Annotated in this window: 13 protein-coding genes; 8 read left to right on the top strand and 5 right to left on the bottom strand. The window is 70.8% G+C overall.

Annotation, left to right across the window (positions count from 1 at the left end; genetic code table 11):
* Positions 1 to 272 precede the first annotated feature (272 nt).
* Together ABZ434_RS26350 and ABZ434_RS26345 are read left to right on the top strand one after the other, a co-directional pair.
* Complete coding sequence (locus ABZ434_RS26350) at positions 273 to 1,280, top strand: hypothetical protein (RefSeq protein ID WP_359141724.1); 1,008 nt, start codon at positions 273 to 275, stop codon at positions 1,278 to 1,280.
* Between the two features lie 69 nt (positions 1,281 to 1,349).
* Positions 1,350 to 2,879: an amino acid permease gene (locus ABZ434_RS26345; protein ID WP_359141721.1), complete on the top strand. Its 1,530-nt coding sequence runs from the start codon at positions 1,350 to 1,352 to the stop codon at positions 2,877 to 2,879.
* 58 nt (positions 2,880 to 2,937) lie between these two features.
* On the opposite strand, the gene ABZ434_RS26340 is transcribed toward ABZ434_RS26345, so the two are convergent.
* Positions 2,938 to 3,705, bottom strand: coding sequence for a sulfite exporter TauE/SafE family protein (locus tag ABZ434_RS26340; protein WP_359141718.1), 768 nt, complete (start codon positions 3,703 to 3,705; stop codon positions 2,938 to 2,940).
* A 125-nt stretch (positions 3,706 to 3,830) separates the two neighbouring features.
* On the opposite strand from ABZ434_RS26340, the gene ABZ434_RS26335 reads away from it, so the two are divergent.
* The 6 genes from ABZ434_RS26335 (at position 3,831) to ABZ434_RS26310 (ending at position 11,348) form a co-directional block, all read left to right on the top strand.
* Positions 3,831 to 4,994, top strand: coding sequence for a substrate-binding domain-containing protein (locus ABZ434_RS26335; protein WP_359141715.1), 1,164 nt, complete (start codon positions 3,831 to 3,833; stop codon positions 4,992 to 4,994).
* Between the two features lie 102 nt (positions 4,995 to 5,096).
* Positions 5,097 to 6,458, top strand: a complete 1,362-nt coding sequence (locus tag ABZ434_RS26330; RefSeq protein WP_359141712.1) for a sugar ABC transporter substrate-binding protein — start codon at positions 5,097 to 5,099, stop codon at positions 6,456 to 6,458.
* Between the two features lie 48 nt (positions 6,459 to 6,506).
* Complete coding sequence (locus ABZ434_RS26325; protein WP_359141710.1) at positions 6,507 to 7,502, top strand: sugar ABC transporter permease; 996 nt, start codon at positions 6,507 to 6,509, stop codon at positions 7,500 to 7,502.
* Positions 7,499 to 8,374, top strand: coding sequence for a carbohydrate ABC transporter permease (locus ABZ434_RS26320; protein WP_219568338.1), 876 nt, complete (start codon positions 7,499 to 7,501; stop codon positions 8,372 to 8,374). Before ABZ434_RS26325 ends, ABZ434_RS26320 begins: the two co-directional genes overlap by 4 nt.
* A 35-nt stretch (positions 8,375 to 8,409) precedes the next feature.
* A complete protein-coding gene (locus ABZ434_RS26315) occupies positions 8,410 to 9,450 on the top strand; it encodes a hydroxyacid dehydrogenase (protein WP_359141706.1) in 1,041 nt (346 codons plus the stop codon).
* Positions 9,447 to 11,348, top strand: a complete 1,902-nt coding sequence (locus ABZ434_RS26310; protein WP_359141703.1) for a DUF2264 domain-containing protein — start codon at positions 9,447 to 9,449, stop codon at positions 11,346 to 11,348. The genes ABZ434_RS26315 and ABZ434_RS26310 overlap by 4 nt, the downstream gene beginning before the upstream one ends.
* A 48-nt stretch (positions 11,349 to 11,396) precedes the next feature.
* Here the strand turns inward: ABZ434_RS26310 and ABZ434_RS26305 are convergent, their stop codons facing one another.
* From ABZ434_RS26305 to ABZ434_RS26290, 4 genes are all read right to left on the bottom strand, one after another.
* A complete protein-coding gene (locus ABZ434_RS26305; RefSeq protein ID WP_359141700.1) occupies positions 11,397 to 12,029 on the bottom strand; it encodes an LUD domain-containing protein in 633 nt (210 codons plus the stop codon).
* Positions 12,026 to 13,567 carry a LutB/LldF family L-lactate oxidation iron-sulfur protein gene (locus tag ABZ434_RS26300; protein WP_359141698.1) on the bottom strand — a complete coding sequence of 514 codons (1,542 nt, stop codon included), beginning with the start codon at positions 13,565 to 13,567 and terminating at the stop codon, positions 12,026 to 12,028. Before ABZ434_RS26300 ends, ABZ434_RS26305 begins: the two co-directional genes overlap by 4 nt.
* Positions 13,564 to 14,331, bottom strand: coding sequence for a (Fe-S)-binding protein (locus ABZ434_RS26295; protein WP_359141695.1), 768 nt, complete (start codon positions 14,329 to 14,331; stop codon positions 13,564 to 13,566). Before ABZ434_RS26295 ends, ABZ434_RS26300 begins: the two co-directional genes overlap by 4 nt.
* Before the next feature lie 212 nt (positions 14,332 to 14,543).
* Complete coding sequence (locus tag ABZ434_RS26290; RefSeq protein WP_359141692.1) at positions 14,544 to 15,302, bottom strand: GntR family transcriptional regulator; 759 nt, start codon at positions 15,300 to 15,302, stop codon at positions 14,544 to 14,546.
* Positions 15,303 to 15,518: the final 216 nt, after the last annotated feature.

Genomic DNA, 15,518 nt, shown 5'->3' with positions numbered 1-15,518 from the left:
TTCGGTCGCGGGACCCCAGGGTGGTGCAGCCCGGCGGCTACGTCAAGCGCCCGCAAGGCGTGCGTCCGGAACCCCACCCTGAAGCTCAACCTCCTGTTTGCACACGTGACTTGAGGAAGATCCACGATTCGTTCGGGAGTTCGGCGCAGAGGGCTCTACACTCACCGCCGAGCGACAACCGAATGCTTTACAGCAGTTCATTTTTCAACTGCTGCTCCACCCCCCACGTGCCAGAGGACCGATGAGACCGACACCATGCGCCGAGCACATCCATGGCCGGCAGTGACTTCCGGCCGGTCTACCATCCGGCCGGCCACGACAACGAACTGCGCTCCGCGTTACAGGACTTACGCACCGGACGCTGGCTCTCCATGCGCGACCTCCTGGAGAACACCCCTGACTGGACCCTGTGGACCCAGCGAACCCAGGTGCTCGGGGCGGTCGCCGCAGGATCGGACGCGGTACAGGCCTGGCTGACCGAGGAGCCGCGCAGCGTCGCGGCCGCCGTGATGCACGCGCGGGTCGCCGTGGAGCGGGCGGTCCGCGCCCGCCGGTCGGACCACCCCAGTGGGCGGGAGCTGTGGCAGGAGGCCTGGGAGGCGTGCCGTTCGGCCGCCCACGCCTCGCCCTCGGACCCGGTGCCCTGGGTGTGCCTGCTGGCCCTGTCCCAACTTGACGAGCGCCAGCGCCTGGAGGAGCACCGGCTGCATCCTCCGGGGCCCATGCTCTTTCCCGGCCCGTGGGGGCTGCTGGCGGAGGCCGACAAGCGCGATCCGTTCAACCGCGAGGCCTACCACCGCATGCTCCAGTTCGTCTACGCGCGCCAGGCAGGCGGCTCCCTCTCCGAGGCGGTCAACTTCGTCCAGTGGGCGGCGTCCTCGGCACCCGACGGATCGGCACTCCATGTGCTGCCGCTGTACGTGAGGGTGGAGCGCTACCGCCGTGAACACGGCCACGAGAAGGCGCTCGACCTGCACTGGGTCACCGAGGACGCGGAGCGCGAGGCCCTGCGCGCCCTGGAGATCTGGTTCCACCGCACCCCGCCGACCGCGCACACCCTGCTCGATCTCAACCACCTGGCCCACGCGCTCTGGGGGGCGCTCCAGTTCGCCGACGCGGCTCCCGTGTTCCAGGAGCTCGGCCCGTACTTCACCTCCCTGCCCTGGGCGTACCGCACCCGCACGCCCAAGGACCCCGGTGGTGCCGAGGAAGTGTTCCTGCGGGCCCGCAGCCGCGCCCTCGCCGCCGCCCGCGATCCCGGCAGGGGGCCGCACGGCTGAGCGGGCCCCCGCGCTCCCCCATGTCCTTGTGCTCTTCCCGTCCCTTTCCGCTCACGGAGGTCTCCCCCCATGTCCATATCCACCTCGAACCGGAAGGGCGCCGACGCCGTCCCGCCCAAGGACGAGGAGCAACGGCTGCGCGAACTCGGCTACCAGCCCGTGCTGGCCCGCCGCATGGGCGGTTTCGGCAACTTCGCCATCAGCTTCTCCGTCATCTCGATCCTGTCCGGCTGCATGACGCTGTACGGCTTCGGCATGTCCACCGGCGGCCCCGCGGTGATGCTCTGGGGCTGGGCCGGGGTCGGCCTCTTCGTGATCTGCGTCGGCATGGCGCTCGCCGAGGTCACCAGCGCGTACCCGACGTCGGGGGCGCTCTACTACATGGCGGACCGGCTCGGCGGCCGCAAGTGGGGCTGGTACACCGGCTGGCTGAATCTGCTCGGGCTGCTCGGTGCGATCGCCGGCATCGACTACGGCGCCGCGCTGTTCACCGGTGCGCTGATGAACCTGCAGTGGGGATTCACGCCCACCCCGGGCAAGACGATGATCATCTTTCTCTGCATCCTGCTGCTGCACGCCGTACTGAACCTCTTCGGTGTCCGGCTGGTCAGCGTGCTCAACTCGATCAGTGTGTGGTGGCATCTGGCCGGTGTCGGGGTGATCGTGTCCGTACTCGCGATCGTTCCCTCGAACCACCAGTCGCCGTCTTTCGTCTTCACCGAGTTCGTCAATGACACCGGCTGGGAGAACCCGCTCTATGTGGCGGCGATCGGTCTGCTGCTGGCGCAGTACACCTTCTGCGGCTACGACGCCTCGGCCCACCTGTCGGAGGAGACCTCCGACGCCTCGGTCTCGGCGCCGCGTGGCATCGTCCGTTCGATCTGGGTCTCGTGGCTGGCCGGTTTCGTCCTGCTCGCCGGGCTGACGTTCGCGATCCAGGACTACGCGGGCACCCAGGAGAGCGCCACCGGTGTACCGCCGGCCCAGATCCTGATCGACGCGCTGGGCACCTCGGGTGCCACCGCGATGCTGCTGATCGTGATCGCCGCGCAGCTGTTCTGCGGCAATGCCGAGGTCGCGGCCACCAGCCGGATGGTGTTCGCCTTCAGCCGGGACAACGCGCTGCCGGGTTCCTCGCTGTGGCGCAAGGTGAGCGCCCGCACGCAGACACCGGTCAACGCGGTGTGGCTGTCGGTCGTCGTCGCCGGGGTGCTCGCCCTTCCGTCACTGTATTCAGCGACCGCGTACGGGGCGGTGACCGCTATCAACGTCATCGGGATCACGCCCGCCTATGCCATTCCGATCTATCTGAAGCTGCGCGCGGGTGACCGCTTCGAGCGCGGTCCGTGGCACCTGGGCCGCTGGTCCAAGCCGGTGGGCTGGATCGCCGTGGTCTGGGTCGTTCTCGTCACCGTGCTCTTCCTGCTGCCGCAGAAGTCGCCCGTGACGATCGACTCCATGAACTACGCGTCGATCGCACTGGTCGCCGTGCTGGTCCTGGCGACCGTGTGGTGGTTCGTCGCCCGTGGCTCGTACGGCACGCCTTCGGCGTACGGGAACGCGCGCGAGCAGGCGGAGATCGAGGAGGGGATCGTCTGACCGGCGCTGCCCCGCACCGCTGCCGGCCCTCCCGGATCCCCGCGATCCGGGAGGGCCGCTACGGATTCAGGAGCAGTTGCAGACCGCCCAGCACCGTGGCCCCGATGACCAGGCGTTCGAAGAGCCGCTGGTTGATGCGGTCCACGCACTTCCGGCCGACCCAGGCTCCCGGGAGCACGAACAGCAGCAGGCAGGCGTCCAGCAGCAGGGACTGCGCGTCGATGAGTCCGAGGCCCACGCTGAACGGCACCTTGGACGTGTTGACGACGAGGAAGAACGAAGCCGACGTGCCCAGGAATCCGAACTTCCTGAAGCCCGCGGAGAGCAGATAGAGCGACATGACGGGTCCGCCCGCGTTGGCGACCATGGTGGTGAACCCGCCGAGCACCCCGTAGGACCGCGCCTTGAGCCGCTCGGCCGCGGTGGGCGGGGCCCCGCCTGCCGGCTCCTCGCCCGGGTCCGCGGTTCGGCGCCGCCAGACCGTGACCCCTGCCATGAGGACCAGGATCGCGCCGATCGAGGTCCGCACGGCCGCGTCGTCGGCCCACAGCATGAACAGGGTGCCCGCCACCACGCCCACGGCGACGGCGGGGAAGAGCCGCAGGAGGGTCGGCCAGTGCGTATGGCGCCGGTAGGTGTGCACGGCGAGCAGATCACCGGCGATGAGGATCGGGAGCAGCACCCCGGTGGACTCGCGGGCGGGCAGAACCGCCGCGAAGACCGCGAGACTGATCGTGTTGGCTCCGCTGACGGCCGTCTTGGAGAAGCCGACGAGTGCGGATGCCGCGGCCAGTGCCGCCAGTTGCCAGAGAGTGAGGGTGTCCATGCCAGGGACAGATCGTAATCCCCCTGATGTTCGATCTTGAACGAGCCCTGACTGCCGCATGGCTATGCTGCGCTCCAAGCGCTCACGCAAAGCGCTCAAACGCACAACGCACAGGGGGCGACAGCATGCGGGAGCCGGTTGAACTCAGGCGTCAGCGAATCCTGGCGGTGGTGGAGTCGCGCGGTGCGGTCAAGGTCAGCGCGCTCGCGGAGGAACTGGCCGTCTCCGTGGTCACGGTGCGGCGGGACGTGGAGGAACTGGCGCGGGCGGGGCGGCTGCGGCGCGGACACGGGGTGGCCCGGCCGGTGCGCGATCCGGCGGGGCCGCCGGCCGTGCCCGCGCCGCGCGGCGTCGATCCCGCCGGCGACGGGGGTGCGGTCGCCTTGGTCGTACCGGAGCGGCATTCGTACCTGTACGAGACGTTGCACGGCGCCCGGACCGTGCTGGAGGAGGCCGGCATCCGCATCGCGCTGTACCTCGCACCGCAGTCGGCCGACGCCGAACGGCCGCTGGTGGAGCGGGCGCTGGCGGACGGGGCGCGCGGACTGCTGATCGCCCCCCGGTGGCGCAACGTGCTCTCCGAGGAGCTGGACTACGGCTGGCTGGCGGGCACGGGTGTGCCGACCGTGCTGATGGAGCGGCGCCCCCGGCCGGGCAGCACCTTGCACGCCTTGGACTCCGTCTGTTCCGACCACTGGTACGGGACGCATCTCGCCGTGGAGCACCTGGTGTCGCTGGGCCACCGCCGGCTCGTGCTGGCCGCCCGGGACGACAGCCCGACGGCACGCACCGTACGCGCCGCGTTCGCCGAGATCGCGGCCGCCCACCCCGACGTCGACGACTGGACGGTGGTGCTGAGTTCGCCGGACGCGGTGCCCGGGCCCGGCCCGTCCGGAGCGGGTCCGGCGCCCGGTGCCCCGTCCGGGAGCGGAGCGGACGCGCCCGATCTCGATCTGGCGGAGCTGCTGCGGGGGCGCGGGGCCACGGCCGCGGTGCTCCATGGCGACGTGGACGCGCTGATGCTGGTGCAGCGCCTGGCCGAGAGCGGGGTGCAGGTGCCCCGGGACTGCTCGGTGGTGGCGTACGACGATGTGGTCGCGGCGCTGGGCAGCACCCCGCTGACCGCGGTGGCGCCGCCCAGGGCGGAGATCGGCAGGGCAGCTGCCGAACTCCTGCTCCACAGGCTCTCCGGAGCGGCCGGGGCGCTCGGACCGGTGCGCCGGACGCAGGTGCTGCCCGAGTTGAAGGTACGGGGATCGGCACAGGCGGTCACCCCCACCACGACCTGATCGTTTGACCGCTTTGCTCTTCTTCTGATCGATCTATTGACCGCTACCGATCAGCCGATCAGTATTCCCCGTGTCTTCATTCAGGAGCCGCGGGAGGCGCCCATGCCCGGTCGACACAGCCGTCGATCCGTGCTCGCCACGATGACCGCACTACCACTGGCAGGCGCGCTGAGCGCCTGCAGCGGTGGCGCATCGGGGGCGGGCAGCACGAGCAGGACCACCACCACCGGCAACAGCGCCGGCCGCAACGCCACGCGCGTCACCTTCTGGTCCGCCCTGCGCGGCAGCCAGGAAGTCGTCGACGCGTTCAACCGGACGCACGACACGATCCAGGTCGACTTCCAGCAGATCCCCTCGGGACCCCAGGGCGGTTACGCGAAACTCAGCAACGCCTCCCGGGCCGGCAACGGCCCGGACATCGCGACGATCGAGTACCCCCAGCTCCCCGGGTTCGCCATCGACGGCGTCGCCCGGGACCTCACGGGTCTGGTGAGCGACTCGCTGCGGTCCAAACTGCTGCCGCAGGCACTGGACCTGACCACCTTCGACAAGCGCGTATTCAGCATTCCGCTGGACGTCGAGCCGATGGTGATGCACTACCGCGCCGACCTCTTCGAGCAGTACGGGATCGGAGTCCCGGGGACCTGGGACGAGTTCGAGGAGGCGTCCCGCACCGTGCGTCGCAAGGCGCCCGGCCGCCGGCTGTCGGCCTTCGCCACGGACGGCGCGTTCCAGTTCGCCTCGTTCGCCTGGCAGGCCGGTGCCCAGTGGTTCGACACCAGCGGCGGCGCCTGGAACGTGTCGCTGGCCGACGAACCGAGCCGACGCGTCGCGGCGTACTGGCAACGGATGATCGACCAGGACCTGGTCTCCATGACCCCCGTGGACAGCAGGCAGTACGACGCCCTGCTCAGCGCCGGCAAGATCCTGGTCCGGCTCAGCGGCGCCTGGGACGCCGGGGCGCAGATGAAGGCCCGCCCCGGCCAGAAGGGCCAGTGGGCCGTCGCACCGCTCCCCCAGTGGAACGCGGGCGACGCCTCGGTCGGCACTCATGGCGGCTCGACCTTCGCGGTCACGAAGGACAGCCAACACCCCGATGCCGCACTTGAGTTCATCGAGTGGCAGGTCTCGCACCCCGACGCGCTGAGGGCCCGTCTCTCCAGCGGCGCCAGCAGCCAGTACCCGGCTGCCCCCGGCCTCGTCGCCGTCGGCCGCAAGGCCTTCGACCGCGCCTACTACAACGGCCAGGACATCTACACCCTGTTCGAGCAGGAGGCGGACAAGATCCGGGACGGCTGGATCTGGGGACCGCGGATGACCGCCACGCAGAAGGTGATGCAGGACGGCTTCGCCCGGGTGGGCGGCGGCCAGGGCTCGGTGCTCGAATCCGTGCGCGCGGCCCAGCGGGGCACCATGCCCGACCTCAGGGCGCTGGGCCTGTCCACCACCGAGCACAGCAGCTGAACCGTGATCCGCCCCCCTTCCCAGCAGCAGAGAGGCAGGTGACTTCCGATGACCACCCCCGTCACCACGCCGGCTTCCGCCCCCGTGAGCGTCTCCGCGGCGGCGCCGGCACCCACCACGTCCCCGCGCACCGCCCGAAAGTCGGCCCGCCGCCGTGAACTCGGCGCGGCCGGCGCCCTGATGACCCCCTTCTTCGTCCTTCTGGTGACGGTCTTCCTGATCCCGGTCGGCACCGCCGTCTGGCTCAGCTTCTTCAGCGACGACCAGCCGGGGCTCGGCTTCGGGCCGGAGCGCACGGTCTTCGTCGGCCTGCGCAGCTACACCGCCGTTCTGACCGACCCGACGTTCCTGAGCGGTCTCGGCACCGTCGTCCTGTACTGCGTGATCTACATCCCGCTGATGGTCGTCGGCGCGCTGGCGCTGGCGCTGCTGCTGGACTCCGGCGTGGTACGGCTGCGCTCCTGGGCGCAGCTGGGACTCTTCCTGCCGCACGCCGTGCCCGGCATCATCGCCGCCGTCATCTGGCTCTACCTCTACACACCGGGGCTCAGCCCGGTGATCGACCTGCTCGGCAAGGCCGACATCACGATCGACTTCCTCGGGGTGCACACGGTGGTGCCCTCGATCGTGAACATCGCCCTGTGGAGCAACCTCGGCTACAACATGGTGGTCTTCTACGCCGCCCTTCAGGCGGTGCCGCGCGAAGTCATCGAGGCATCCGTCGTCGACGGCGCCGGACCCGTCCGCACCGCACTCCAGATCAAGACGCCCCTGGTGCGTTCCTCCGTGGTGATGGTCGCGATGTTCACCCTGATCTTCGCGCTCCAGCTCTTCACGGAGCCGATGCTGCTGAGCCAGTCGACGCCGATGATCAGCTCGCGCTTCTCGCCCAGCATGTACATCTACGACGCCGCGTTCACCCGGAACAACTACGGTCTGGCGGCGGCCGCCTCGGTCGTGCTGCTGGTGTGCACGATCGCGCTCTCGTACGGCGTGACCCGCTGGACCAACCGCTCCGACGCCGCCGAGGAGGACGCCCGATGAGCGCGACCGCTCCCACCCGCACCGCCGCCGTCCTGCGGCCCCGGCTCCTGGGCCGTTCCGTCGTCAACCTGGTCGTCGGCATCTCGGTGCTGTACACGCTGCTGCCTGTGCTGTGGCTGGTACTCGCCGCGTCCAAGGACCGGGACGCCCTGTTCGGCAGCGACGTGCTGTCGCTCGACCACTTCTCCTTCGCGCAGAACCTCAAGGACCTGTTCGCGACGGACGGCGGGCTGTACACCCGGTGGTACGGCAACAGCCTGCTGTACGCGGTCCTCGGCGCCGGGCTCGGGGCGCTGATCAGCATCGCCTGCGGGTACGCCTTCGACAAGTACCGCTTCGCGCACAAGGAGAAGCTGTTCGGCCTCGTGCTCGCGGCGGTGATGGTGCCGCAGACCGTGCTGGCGCTGCCGCTGTATCTGATGGCGTCGGGCACCGGACTGGTGAACACCTTCTGGTCGGTCTTCATACCGGTGCTCTTCAATCCGTTCGGCGTGTACCTCGGCCGGATCTTCAGCCAGGGTTACGTACCGAACGAGGTGCTGGAAGCGGCCCGGGTCGACGGGGCCGGCGAGCTCACGACGTACTTCCGGGTCGCCATGCGGATGCTGGGCCCCGGTCTCGTCACCGTGTTCCTCTTCCAGCTCACCGCGATCTGGAACAACTTCTTCCTGCCCATGGTCATGCTCTCCGACCAGGACCTCTATCCCGTCAGTCTCGGCCTGTACACGTGGAACAGCGCCGCCACCGTTTCGCCCGAGTACTACCCCGTGGTGATCATGGGTTCGCTGCTCGCGGTCCTGCCGTTGATCCTCGCCTTCGCGTTGCTCCAGCGCTTCTGGAAGTCGGGGCTCACCGCGGGCGCCGTGAAGTAGCCGTACCGCGCACCCCCTCCGGAATCAGGAGAAGAATGACCGGCACCATCCCCCTCGCACCCACGGGACGACGACGGCCGCGCGCCGCGGTCGCCATGCAGCCGGGCACCGCGGCCGCCCTGCTGAATGCCCGGTCGCTGGCCGCGCTCTCGCAGGTGTGCGACCTCGCGCCACCGCCCGTACTCGACGACTTCACCACCGACCGGGCCCGTGCCGTGCTCGCGGACACGGAGCTCCTGGTCACCGGCTGGGGCTGTCCGCCCCTCGACGCGGCGGCGCTGGCCGCCGCACCACGGCTGCGGGCGGTGGTGCACACCGCGGGAACCGTCCGCGGGCACATCACGGACGCCTGCTGGGAGCGCGGCATCGAGGTGTCGTCGGCCGCGGCCGCCAACGCGCTCCCGGTCGCCGAGTACACCGTCGCGATGATCCTGCTCTCCGGCAAACGAGTCCTGGAGCGGGCGCACTCCTACCGCTCGGAGCGCGGCCGCGACGACTCGCTGACCACCTCGCCCGCCCTGGGCAACTACGGCCGGACCGTGGGCATCCTGTCCGCCTCGCTCATCGGCCGCCGGGTCATCGAGCTGCTGCGCCCGTACGACCTTCGGGTGCTGCTGCACGATCCGTACGTCTCCGACGCGGAGGCGGCCGAGCTCGGCGTCCGGCCCGTCGGGCTCGGTGAACTGTTCGCGCAGAGCGATCTGGTGAGCGTCCACACGCCGCTGCTGCCCGCGACGCGCGGACTCGTCAGCCGGGAGCTGCTCATGTCGATGCGCCCCGACGGCGTGCTCCTCAACACCGCGCGGGGCGCCGTCGTCGACCAGGACGCGCTCGTCGACGTCCTGGGGCTCGGCCGCATCCGGGCGGTCCTCGACGTCACCGACCCCGACCGGCTGCCGCCCGGCCACCCCCTGTGGGAGTGCGAGAACGCCCTGATCACCCCGCATCTGGCGGGCTCGCAGGGCAACGAGTGGCAGCGGCTCGTCGACCTGGCGGTCGGCGAGGCCGAACGCTGGGCCGCGGGCGACGGATTCGCCCATCCCGTACGACGCGAAAGGCTGGCCTTCCTCGCATGAACCGTCCCCACCCGAACTCCCCGCTGGAGCTCCCCGTCGACGACCAGGCCCTGAGCCCGGTCACCGGCTATACCCGCGCGCACTGGGAGGCGGCGGCCGACGGGCTGCTGAAGGCCGCCTGGAAGTGGGCCACCCCCGGCGGCGCGCTCCTCGACCTGCCCGGACGCCCGTCCGCGTCCGGGGTCCGGTCCGACGGCCTGGAGGGCTACGCGCGCACGTTCCTCGCCGCCGCGTTCCGGGTCGCGGGTGCGGACGGCAAGGACCCGCACGGCTGGCTGGACCGGTACGCGGACGGGCTTGCGGCCGGCACCCGCACACCGGGCCGGGACGACGCCGAGTCGTGGCCGCTGATCCTCGACCACACCGTCTTCGGCCAGCCCATGGTCGAGTCCGCCTCGGTCGCCATCGGGCTGCGGCTCACCCGGCCGTGGCTCTGGGACCGGCTGGACCCGACCGTGCAGGACAGCGCCGAAGAGTGGCTGCGCGGCGCCCTGCGTCACACCCCCGCACCGAACAACTGGTACCTGTTCCCCTACTCGGTGGCCGGTTTCCTGGAGTCGGTGGGCCGCGGAGACGCGGAGACCGCACGGGCACGGGAGCGGGCGCAGGACCTGATGGAGAGCTGGTACCGCGGTCAGGGCTGGTACGCGGACGGCGACGGCCGCGCCTTCGACCACTACAACGGCTGGGCGCTGCACCTCTATCCCGTGCTCGACGCCCATCTCTCCGGTGATGCCGAACTCTCCGCGCTCTACGGGGCGCGGCTGCGCGAGCACCTGGAGAGCTTCACGCTGTTGTTCGGCGGGGACGGGGCGCCGATCCACTTCGGGCGCTCGCTGTCCTACCGGTTCGCGGCCGGTTCGGCGGTCGGACTCGGCGCGCTCACCGGGCACACCCCGCTCACGCCGGGCGCCTCCCGTCGGGTGATCAGCGGATCACTGCGCTACTTCCTGGACCGTGGCGCGACCGGCACGGACGGGCTGCTGAGCCTGGGCTGGCACGGTCCGCACGAGGCGACGCTCCAGCCGTACTCGGGGCCCGCCTCCCCCTACTGGGCCTCGAAGGCCTTCGTCTCCTTGCTGGCCCCGGCGGATCACCCGCTGTGGACGGCCACCGAGGAGCCGGCACCGAGCGAGGGACCCGACCGGGTCCTGGCACTGCCGGCGCCCGGGCTCCTCGTCCAGACGACGCGAGCGGACGGAATCGTACGGCTGCACAACCACGGCAGCGACCATGTCCGGCCGCACGAGGGCGAGTCGGCGGTGGAGGACGACCCGCTGTACAGCCGTCACGCGTACTCGACGGTCACCGGTCCCACCTCGCGGGCCAACCCGGCCGACAACCACCTGGCCGTGGTCCTCTCCGGAACCCGCAGCGGCCGCCGGGCCATCCGCCCGCTGGGCGCGGGGGGCGGGGACGGCTGGGCCTGGGCGGCCTCCTGGCACCGACCGGTGTTCACGGGCGGAGCACCGATGGTGCCGGGTCTGCGGGTGGAGAGCGTGACGGTGGTCCGAGGCCGGTACGAACTCCGGGTCCACCGGGTTCTGGGCGCCCCGCACGGTGCCCGCGTGGAGCAGACCGGCTGGGCGACCGGCCCCGACTCCCCGGTGACGTCCGCGCTGCACGGTCTGCACGGCTGGGAGTCGCGGGACGAGGTACGCGCCCCGCAGGGCACGGCGTACACACCGTGGGCGGTGCTGCCCCGGCTGGGAGCGGACGCCGAGGGCACGGTGGTCCTGGTGGCGCTCGCCTCGTTGAGCGCGGAGCCGGGAGCGGAGGCGCTGGACGCGGTGGTGAGCGGGGTGAACGTCGACGGGGACACCGTCGAGGTGTGCTGGGCCGAGGACTCGGCGACGACCCGGATCGCCTTCGGCCCGGTGACGGTCACGCACGGGTGAGCGCAAGGGGGCGGGGTGCGCCGGCGGTGGCGCGCCCCGCCCTTGCCATTACACGTCCGTGCGGATCACGACCGCGAGGGTCCGTGGCCCGTGCACGCCCTCCACCCGTTCGAGTTCGATGTCTGACGTGGCCGACGGGCCGCTGATGAGCGTCGTCGGCCGCTCTGGCACCAGCCGGGCCACCGCCTCCGGAACGCCCGCCTCCACGCTCGACAGATCGACGACGCAGACGTGCAGGTCGGGCACGAGGGACAGCGCCCGGCGCCCCTGGTCGGGCGAGCCGTCCAGGAAGATCGTGCCGGTCTCGGCGCAGCCGGCGGCCGAGGCGGTGACGACCCCGTCGAGGGCGTCCAGCCGCGGCGCGGGGATGTCGGCGGAGTCCTGCTGGACCTCGCCGTCGTAGGCGGTGAGCCACTGCGGGTCGAGTCCTTCGGGCACACCGATCCGGCCGGCTCCGCGTTCCCGCAGCACCTCGGCGACGACCTCGGCCGTGCGGTCGGCGGTGCACGGGTACACCTGGGCCTTGTAGTCGACCAGCCGGTCGGTGAACAGCGCCAGGCGTTCCGCGTCGGGCAGGGTGCGCCCGGTGCGGTAGGCGCGCGGGATCGGTGTGTCGGCGGCGGGTGCGAGGGCCAGGGCGTCCCGGACGCGGCCGAGCACCGATTCGCGAGCGGTCGTCACTTCTCCTCCTCCTGCTGCTCGTTCTGCCCGTATGCGTCGGCGGCGGCCCGCATGGCCGCCGTGCCCTCGGCCGATGCCAGCCAGGAGCGGAAGGTCTCCTTGGGCGGGGCGGGCGTGTCGCGGCTGTCGCTCCAGCCCTTGAACGGCGGGGGCAGGTGCGAGATCTTCCCGTCCCGTCCGGCGATGACGCGGCCCAGCCCGGAAGCCTTCTGCGCGGCCGTGAACAGCTTCGCGCTCTTCATCACTCCGGCCGCGGCCCTCATGGCTAGCTGCTCGGCCGTGGTGCCGGCCTGTTCGGTGTGCTGATGGCGCAGCTCGACCAGCAGCGACGGGATGTCGATCTTGACCGGGCAGGCGTCGAAGCAGGCGCCGCAGAGGCTGGAGGCGAAAGGCAGCGAACTGTTGGGGTCGTCCTTCGCGGCGTGCATTCCGGCGAGCTGCGGGGTCAGGACGGCACCGATCGGTCCGGGGTAGGTGGATCCGTAGGCGTGGCCGCCTGCGCGTTCGTACACCGGGCAGACGTTGAGACACGCCGAGCAACGGATGCAGTTGAGCGCCTCGCGGCCGATCCTGTCGGCGAGGGCCGCGGTACGTCCGTTGTCGAGCAGCACCAGGTGGAAGCTCTGCGGCCCGTCACCGGGGGTGACTCCGGTCCACATCGACGTGTACGGGTTCATCCGCTCGCCGGTGGAGGAGCGTGGCAGCAGTTGGAGGAAGACCTCCAGGTCCTGGTAGCGGGGCAGTACCTTCTCGATGCCCATGACGGTGATCAGCGTGTCGGGCAGGGTCAGGCACATGCGGCCGTTGCCCTCCGACTCGACGACGGACAGGGTGCCGGTCTCCGCGATGCCGAAGTTGGCTCCGGAGACGGCGACCTTCGTCGTCATGAACTTCTCGCGCAGGTAGGCGCGGGCCGCGGCTGCGAGGTGTGCGGGGATGTTGTCCAGGGACGGGTCGATGCCCGGGATCTCCTTGAGGAAGATCTCCCGGATCTCGTCGCGGTTGCGGTGGATGGCGGGCACCAGGATGTGCGAGGGCTTGTCGTGGGCGAGCTGCACGATGAGCTCGGCGAGGTCCGTCTCGTACGGGGTGATGCCGATCGATTCGAGGTGCTCGTTGAGGCCGATCTCCTGGGTGGCCATCGACTTGACCTTGATGACCTCCTCGCTGCCCGTCTCCTGGATCAGCCGCGCGACGATCTCGTTGGCCTCACCGCCGTCCCGCGCCCAGTGCACGGTGCCGCCGCGTTCGGTGACCTTGCGCTCCAGCTCCTCCAGGAGTTCGGGGAGCCGGTTCATGGTGTCGGTCTTGATGGCCGATCCGGCGTCGCGCAGTTCCTCCCAGTCGGGCAGTTCGCCGGTGACGTGGAGGCGTTTGGCGCGGATCGTACGGGTGGCCCGGCCGAGGTTGCGGCGCAGTTGTTCGTTGCCGAGGTCGTCGTGCGCGGCTGCGGGGAACTTCCGGTCGCCGCGCAGATTGCCTGTTCCGTACGGAGAGCGGGGCGGGGGCGCGGGCATGCCGAGAAAGGTGCTGCTCATCGGGCGGCCTCCGTCAGGACGTGCGGCGCGGTGCGGGTGGAGGAGAGGATCTGGGCCAGGTGCAGGGTGCGGGTGCCGGACCTGATCCGGGAGAGCCCGCCGCCGATGTGCATCAGGCAGGACGAGTCGCCGGCGGTGCACACGGCGGCGTCGGTGCCGGCGATGTTGCGCATCTTGTCCTGGAGCATGGCGGTCGACGTGTCGGCGTTCCTCAGCGCGAAGGTGCCGCCGAATCCGCAGCAGGCTTCGGCCTCCGGCAGCTCGACCAGGTCGATGGAGTCGACGGCCCGCAGCAGCCGCAGCGGCTTGTCGCCGACCCGGAGCATGCGCAGGGAGTGGCAGGTGGGGTGGTAGGTGACGCGGTGCGGGAAGTACGCGCCGACGTCCGTGGCATCCAGCACGTCGACGAGGAACTCCGACAGCTCGTACGTCTTGGCTTTCACCGTGGCGACGCCCGAGCGCAGCGCCGCGTCGCCGTAGCGTTCGGCGATGATCTCGTGCTGGTGGCGGACCGAGCCGGCGCAGGAGCCCGACGGCATGACGACGGCGTCGATGGAGGCGTCACCGAACTGCTCGGCGAAGTTGCGTACCAGCGGGACGGGTTCACGCTGATAGCCGGTGTTGACGTGCATCTGGCCGCAGCAGGTCTGCCCCGGCGGGAACACGACGTCGTGCCCCAGGCGGGCCAGCAGCAGCGCCGTGGATCTCACCGCCTCCGGGAAGAGCGTGTCTCCCAGGCAGGTGGCGAAGAGTCCGATACGCATGGGGCCTCCTCGATCAGTTATGGTCCGACCATACTAGCCTCGGTCCGATCCCGGGAGACCTTTCCGCTCGCCACACTCACCGGCGCGGCGAGCGGATCACCCGCCGCCGCCGCGGCCGCTCCGACAACCACAACGGCGAGGGGCCGGCGCGGGACCCGGGTTTCCCCCGATCCGCGCACCGGCCCCTCGCCGTTGCCACGCTGCCGCTGCCGCTACGCGGGACCGCCGCCCTCGCCGTCACCACCGGTCCGGTCCTCGTCGACCAGGGTTCCGTGGAAGCCGCGGATGTGCAGTTCGGCCAGGTCGGCCGCCTCGTCACCTCTGCCGATGCGCACGAGCCTCAGCATCTCGGCATGCTGACTGTTGAGCCGGGCCCGGGTGTCCGGCCAGTCGTCCACCTCTTCGAGGGCCCGCAGGATGAGGGGCCGTACGGACTCCCGCACCGCAGCGGTGAGCGTGGAGGTCAGCGCGTTGCCCGAACTGCTGGCCACCTTGACGTGGAACTGGGTGTCGAGCTCGTTGAACTCCTCCGGCAGGATGCCCCGCTGCGACATCCGGTCGACCACCGCGCCCGCCTCGTCCAGGTCCTCCCCGGCCGCGTGCGTCGCGGCGGCGGCGAAGCTGGAACGCTCCAGGGCGACCCGTGCCTCCATCACGTCGTGCAGGCTGTAGCTGCCCAGGGCGAAATGCAGGCGCAGCAGCCGCCCGAGAGCGTCGTCCGGGTTACGCACGATGCGGGCCCCCGAATCGGGGCCCCGGCCGGGCTGCGCGACCAGCACGCCGATGGTCTCCAGCACCCGGAGCGCCTCCCGCAGGGCGGAGCGGCTCACCCCGAAGACCGGGGCCAGCTCGCGCTCGGGCGGCAGCCGGTCGCCGGCCCTGAGCTTCCCGGCGAAGACCTGCTCCTCGATACTCCGGAGCACCAGCTCATGCGTTCTCGACTGCCGTACGGGTTGCCATTCGACGGGCATCCGCCACCCCCTGCCCGGCCGGAGCCGTCCTGTTGCCGGCCTCGTCCTTTTTTCGAATCTCCCACTATGTCACACATCGCATGTGGTCGGACCAGAAGGAACAGGGCACCGGGGAGAGGCGCTAGGGCGTGTTTCGAAAGTAGCGCCGTCCGCCCGGAGGGCGGGTCCGGCGGCGTCTGGTGCGTGCGATCGCAAGGCGGAGGGTCGCCCCGATAC

Source organism: Streptomyces sp. NPDC005761 (genome assembly GCF_040630635.1).
Classification (GTDB): domain Bacteria; phylum Actinomycetota; class Actinomycetes; order Streptomycetales; family Streptomycetaceae; genus Streptomyces.
Note: the sequence above shows the minus strand (reverse complement) of the source record. Positions and strands in the feature narration are given on the sequence as shown.

Excerpts from the sequence above, each read along its gene's own strand:
- ABZ434_RS26290 (WP_359141692.1), bottom strand. The coding sequence starts at position 15,302 with ATGCCCGTCGAATGGCAACCCGTACGGCAGTCGAGAACGCATGAGCTG.
- ABZ434_RS26330 (WP_359141712.1), top strand. The coding sequence starts at position 5,097 with ATGCCCGGTCGACACAGCCGTCGATCCGTGCTCGCCACGATGACCGCA.
- ABZ434_RS26325 (WP_359141710.1), top strand. The coding sequence starts at position 6,507 with ATGACCACCCCCGTCACCACGCCGGCTTCCGCCCCCGTGAGCGTCTCC.
- ABZ434_RS26315 (WP_359141706.1), top strand. The coding sequence starts at position 8,410 with ATGACCGGCACCATCCCCCTCGCACCCACGGGACGACGACGGCCGCGC.
- ABZ434_RS26340 (WP_359141718.1), bottom strand. The coding sequence starts at position 3,705 with ATGGACACCCTCACTCTCTGGCAACTGGCGGCACTGGCCGCGGCATCC.
- ABZ434_RS26320 (WP_219568338.1), top strand. The coding sequence starts at position 7,499 with ATGAGCGCGACCGCTCCCACCCGCACCGCCGCCGTCCTGCGGCCCCGG.
- ABZ434_RS26295 (WP_359141695.1), bottom strand. The coding sequence starts at position 14,331 with ATGCGTATCGGACTCTTCGCCACCTGCCTGGGAGACACGCTCTTCCCG.
- ABZ434_RS26345 (WP_359141721.1), top strand. The coding sequence starts at position 1,350 with ATGTCCATATCCACCTCGAACCGGAAGGGCGCCGACGCCGTCCCGCCC.
- ABZ434_RS26350 (WP_359141724.1), top strand. The coding sequence starts at position 273 with ATGGCCGGCAGTGACTTCCGGCCGGTCTACCATCCGGCCGGCCACGAC.
- ABZ434_RS26300 (WP_359141698.1), bottom strand. The coding sequence starts at position 13,567 with ATGAGCAGCACCTTTCTCGGCATGCCCGCGCCCCCGCCCCGCTCTCCG.
- ABZ434_RS26335 (WP_359141715.1), top strand. The coding sequence starts at position 3,831 with ATGCGGGAGCCGGTTGAACTCAGGCGTCAGCGAATCCTGGCGGTGGTG.
- ABZ434_RS26310 (WP_359141703.1), top strand. The coding sequence starts at position 9,447 with ATGAACCGTCCCCACCCGAACTCCCCGCTGGAGCTCCCCGTCGACGAC.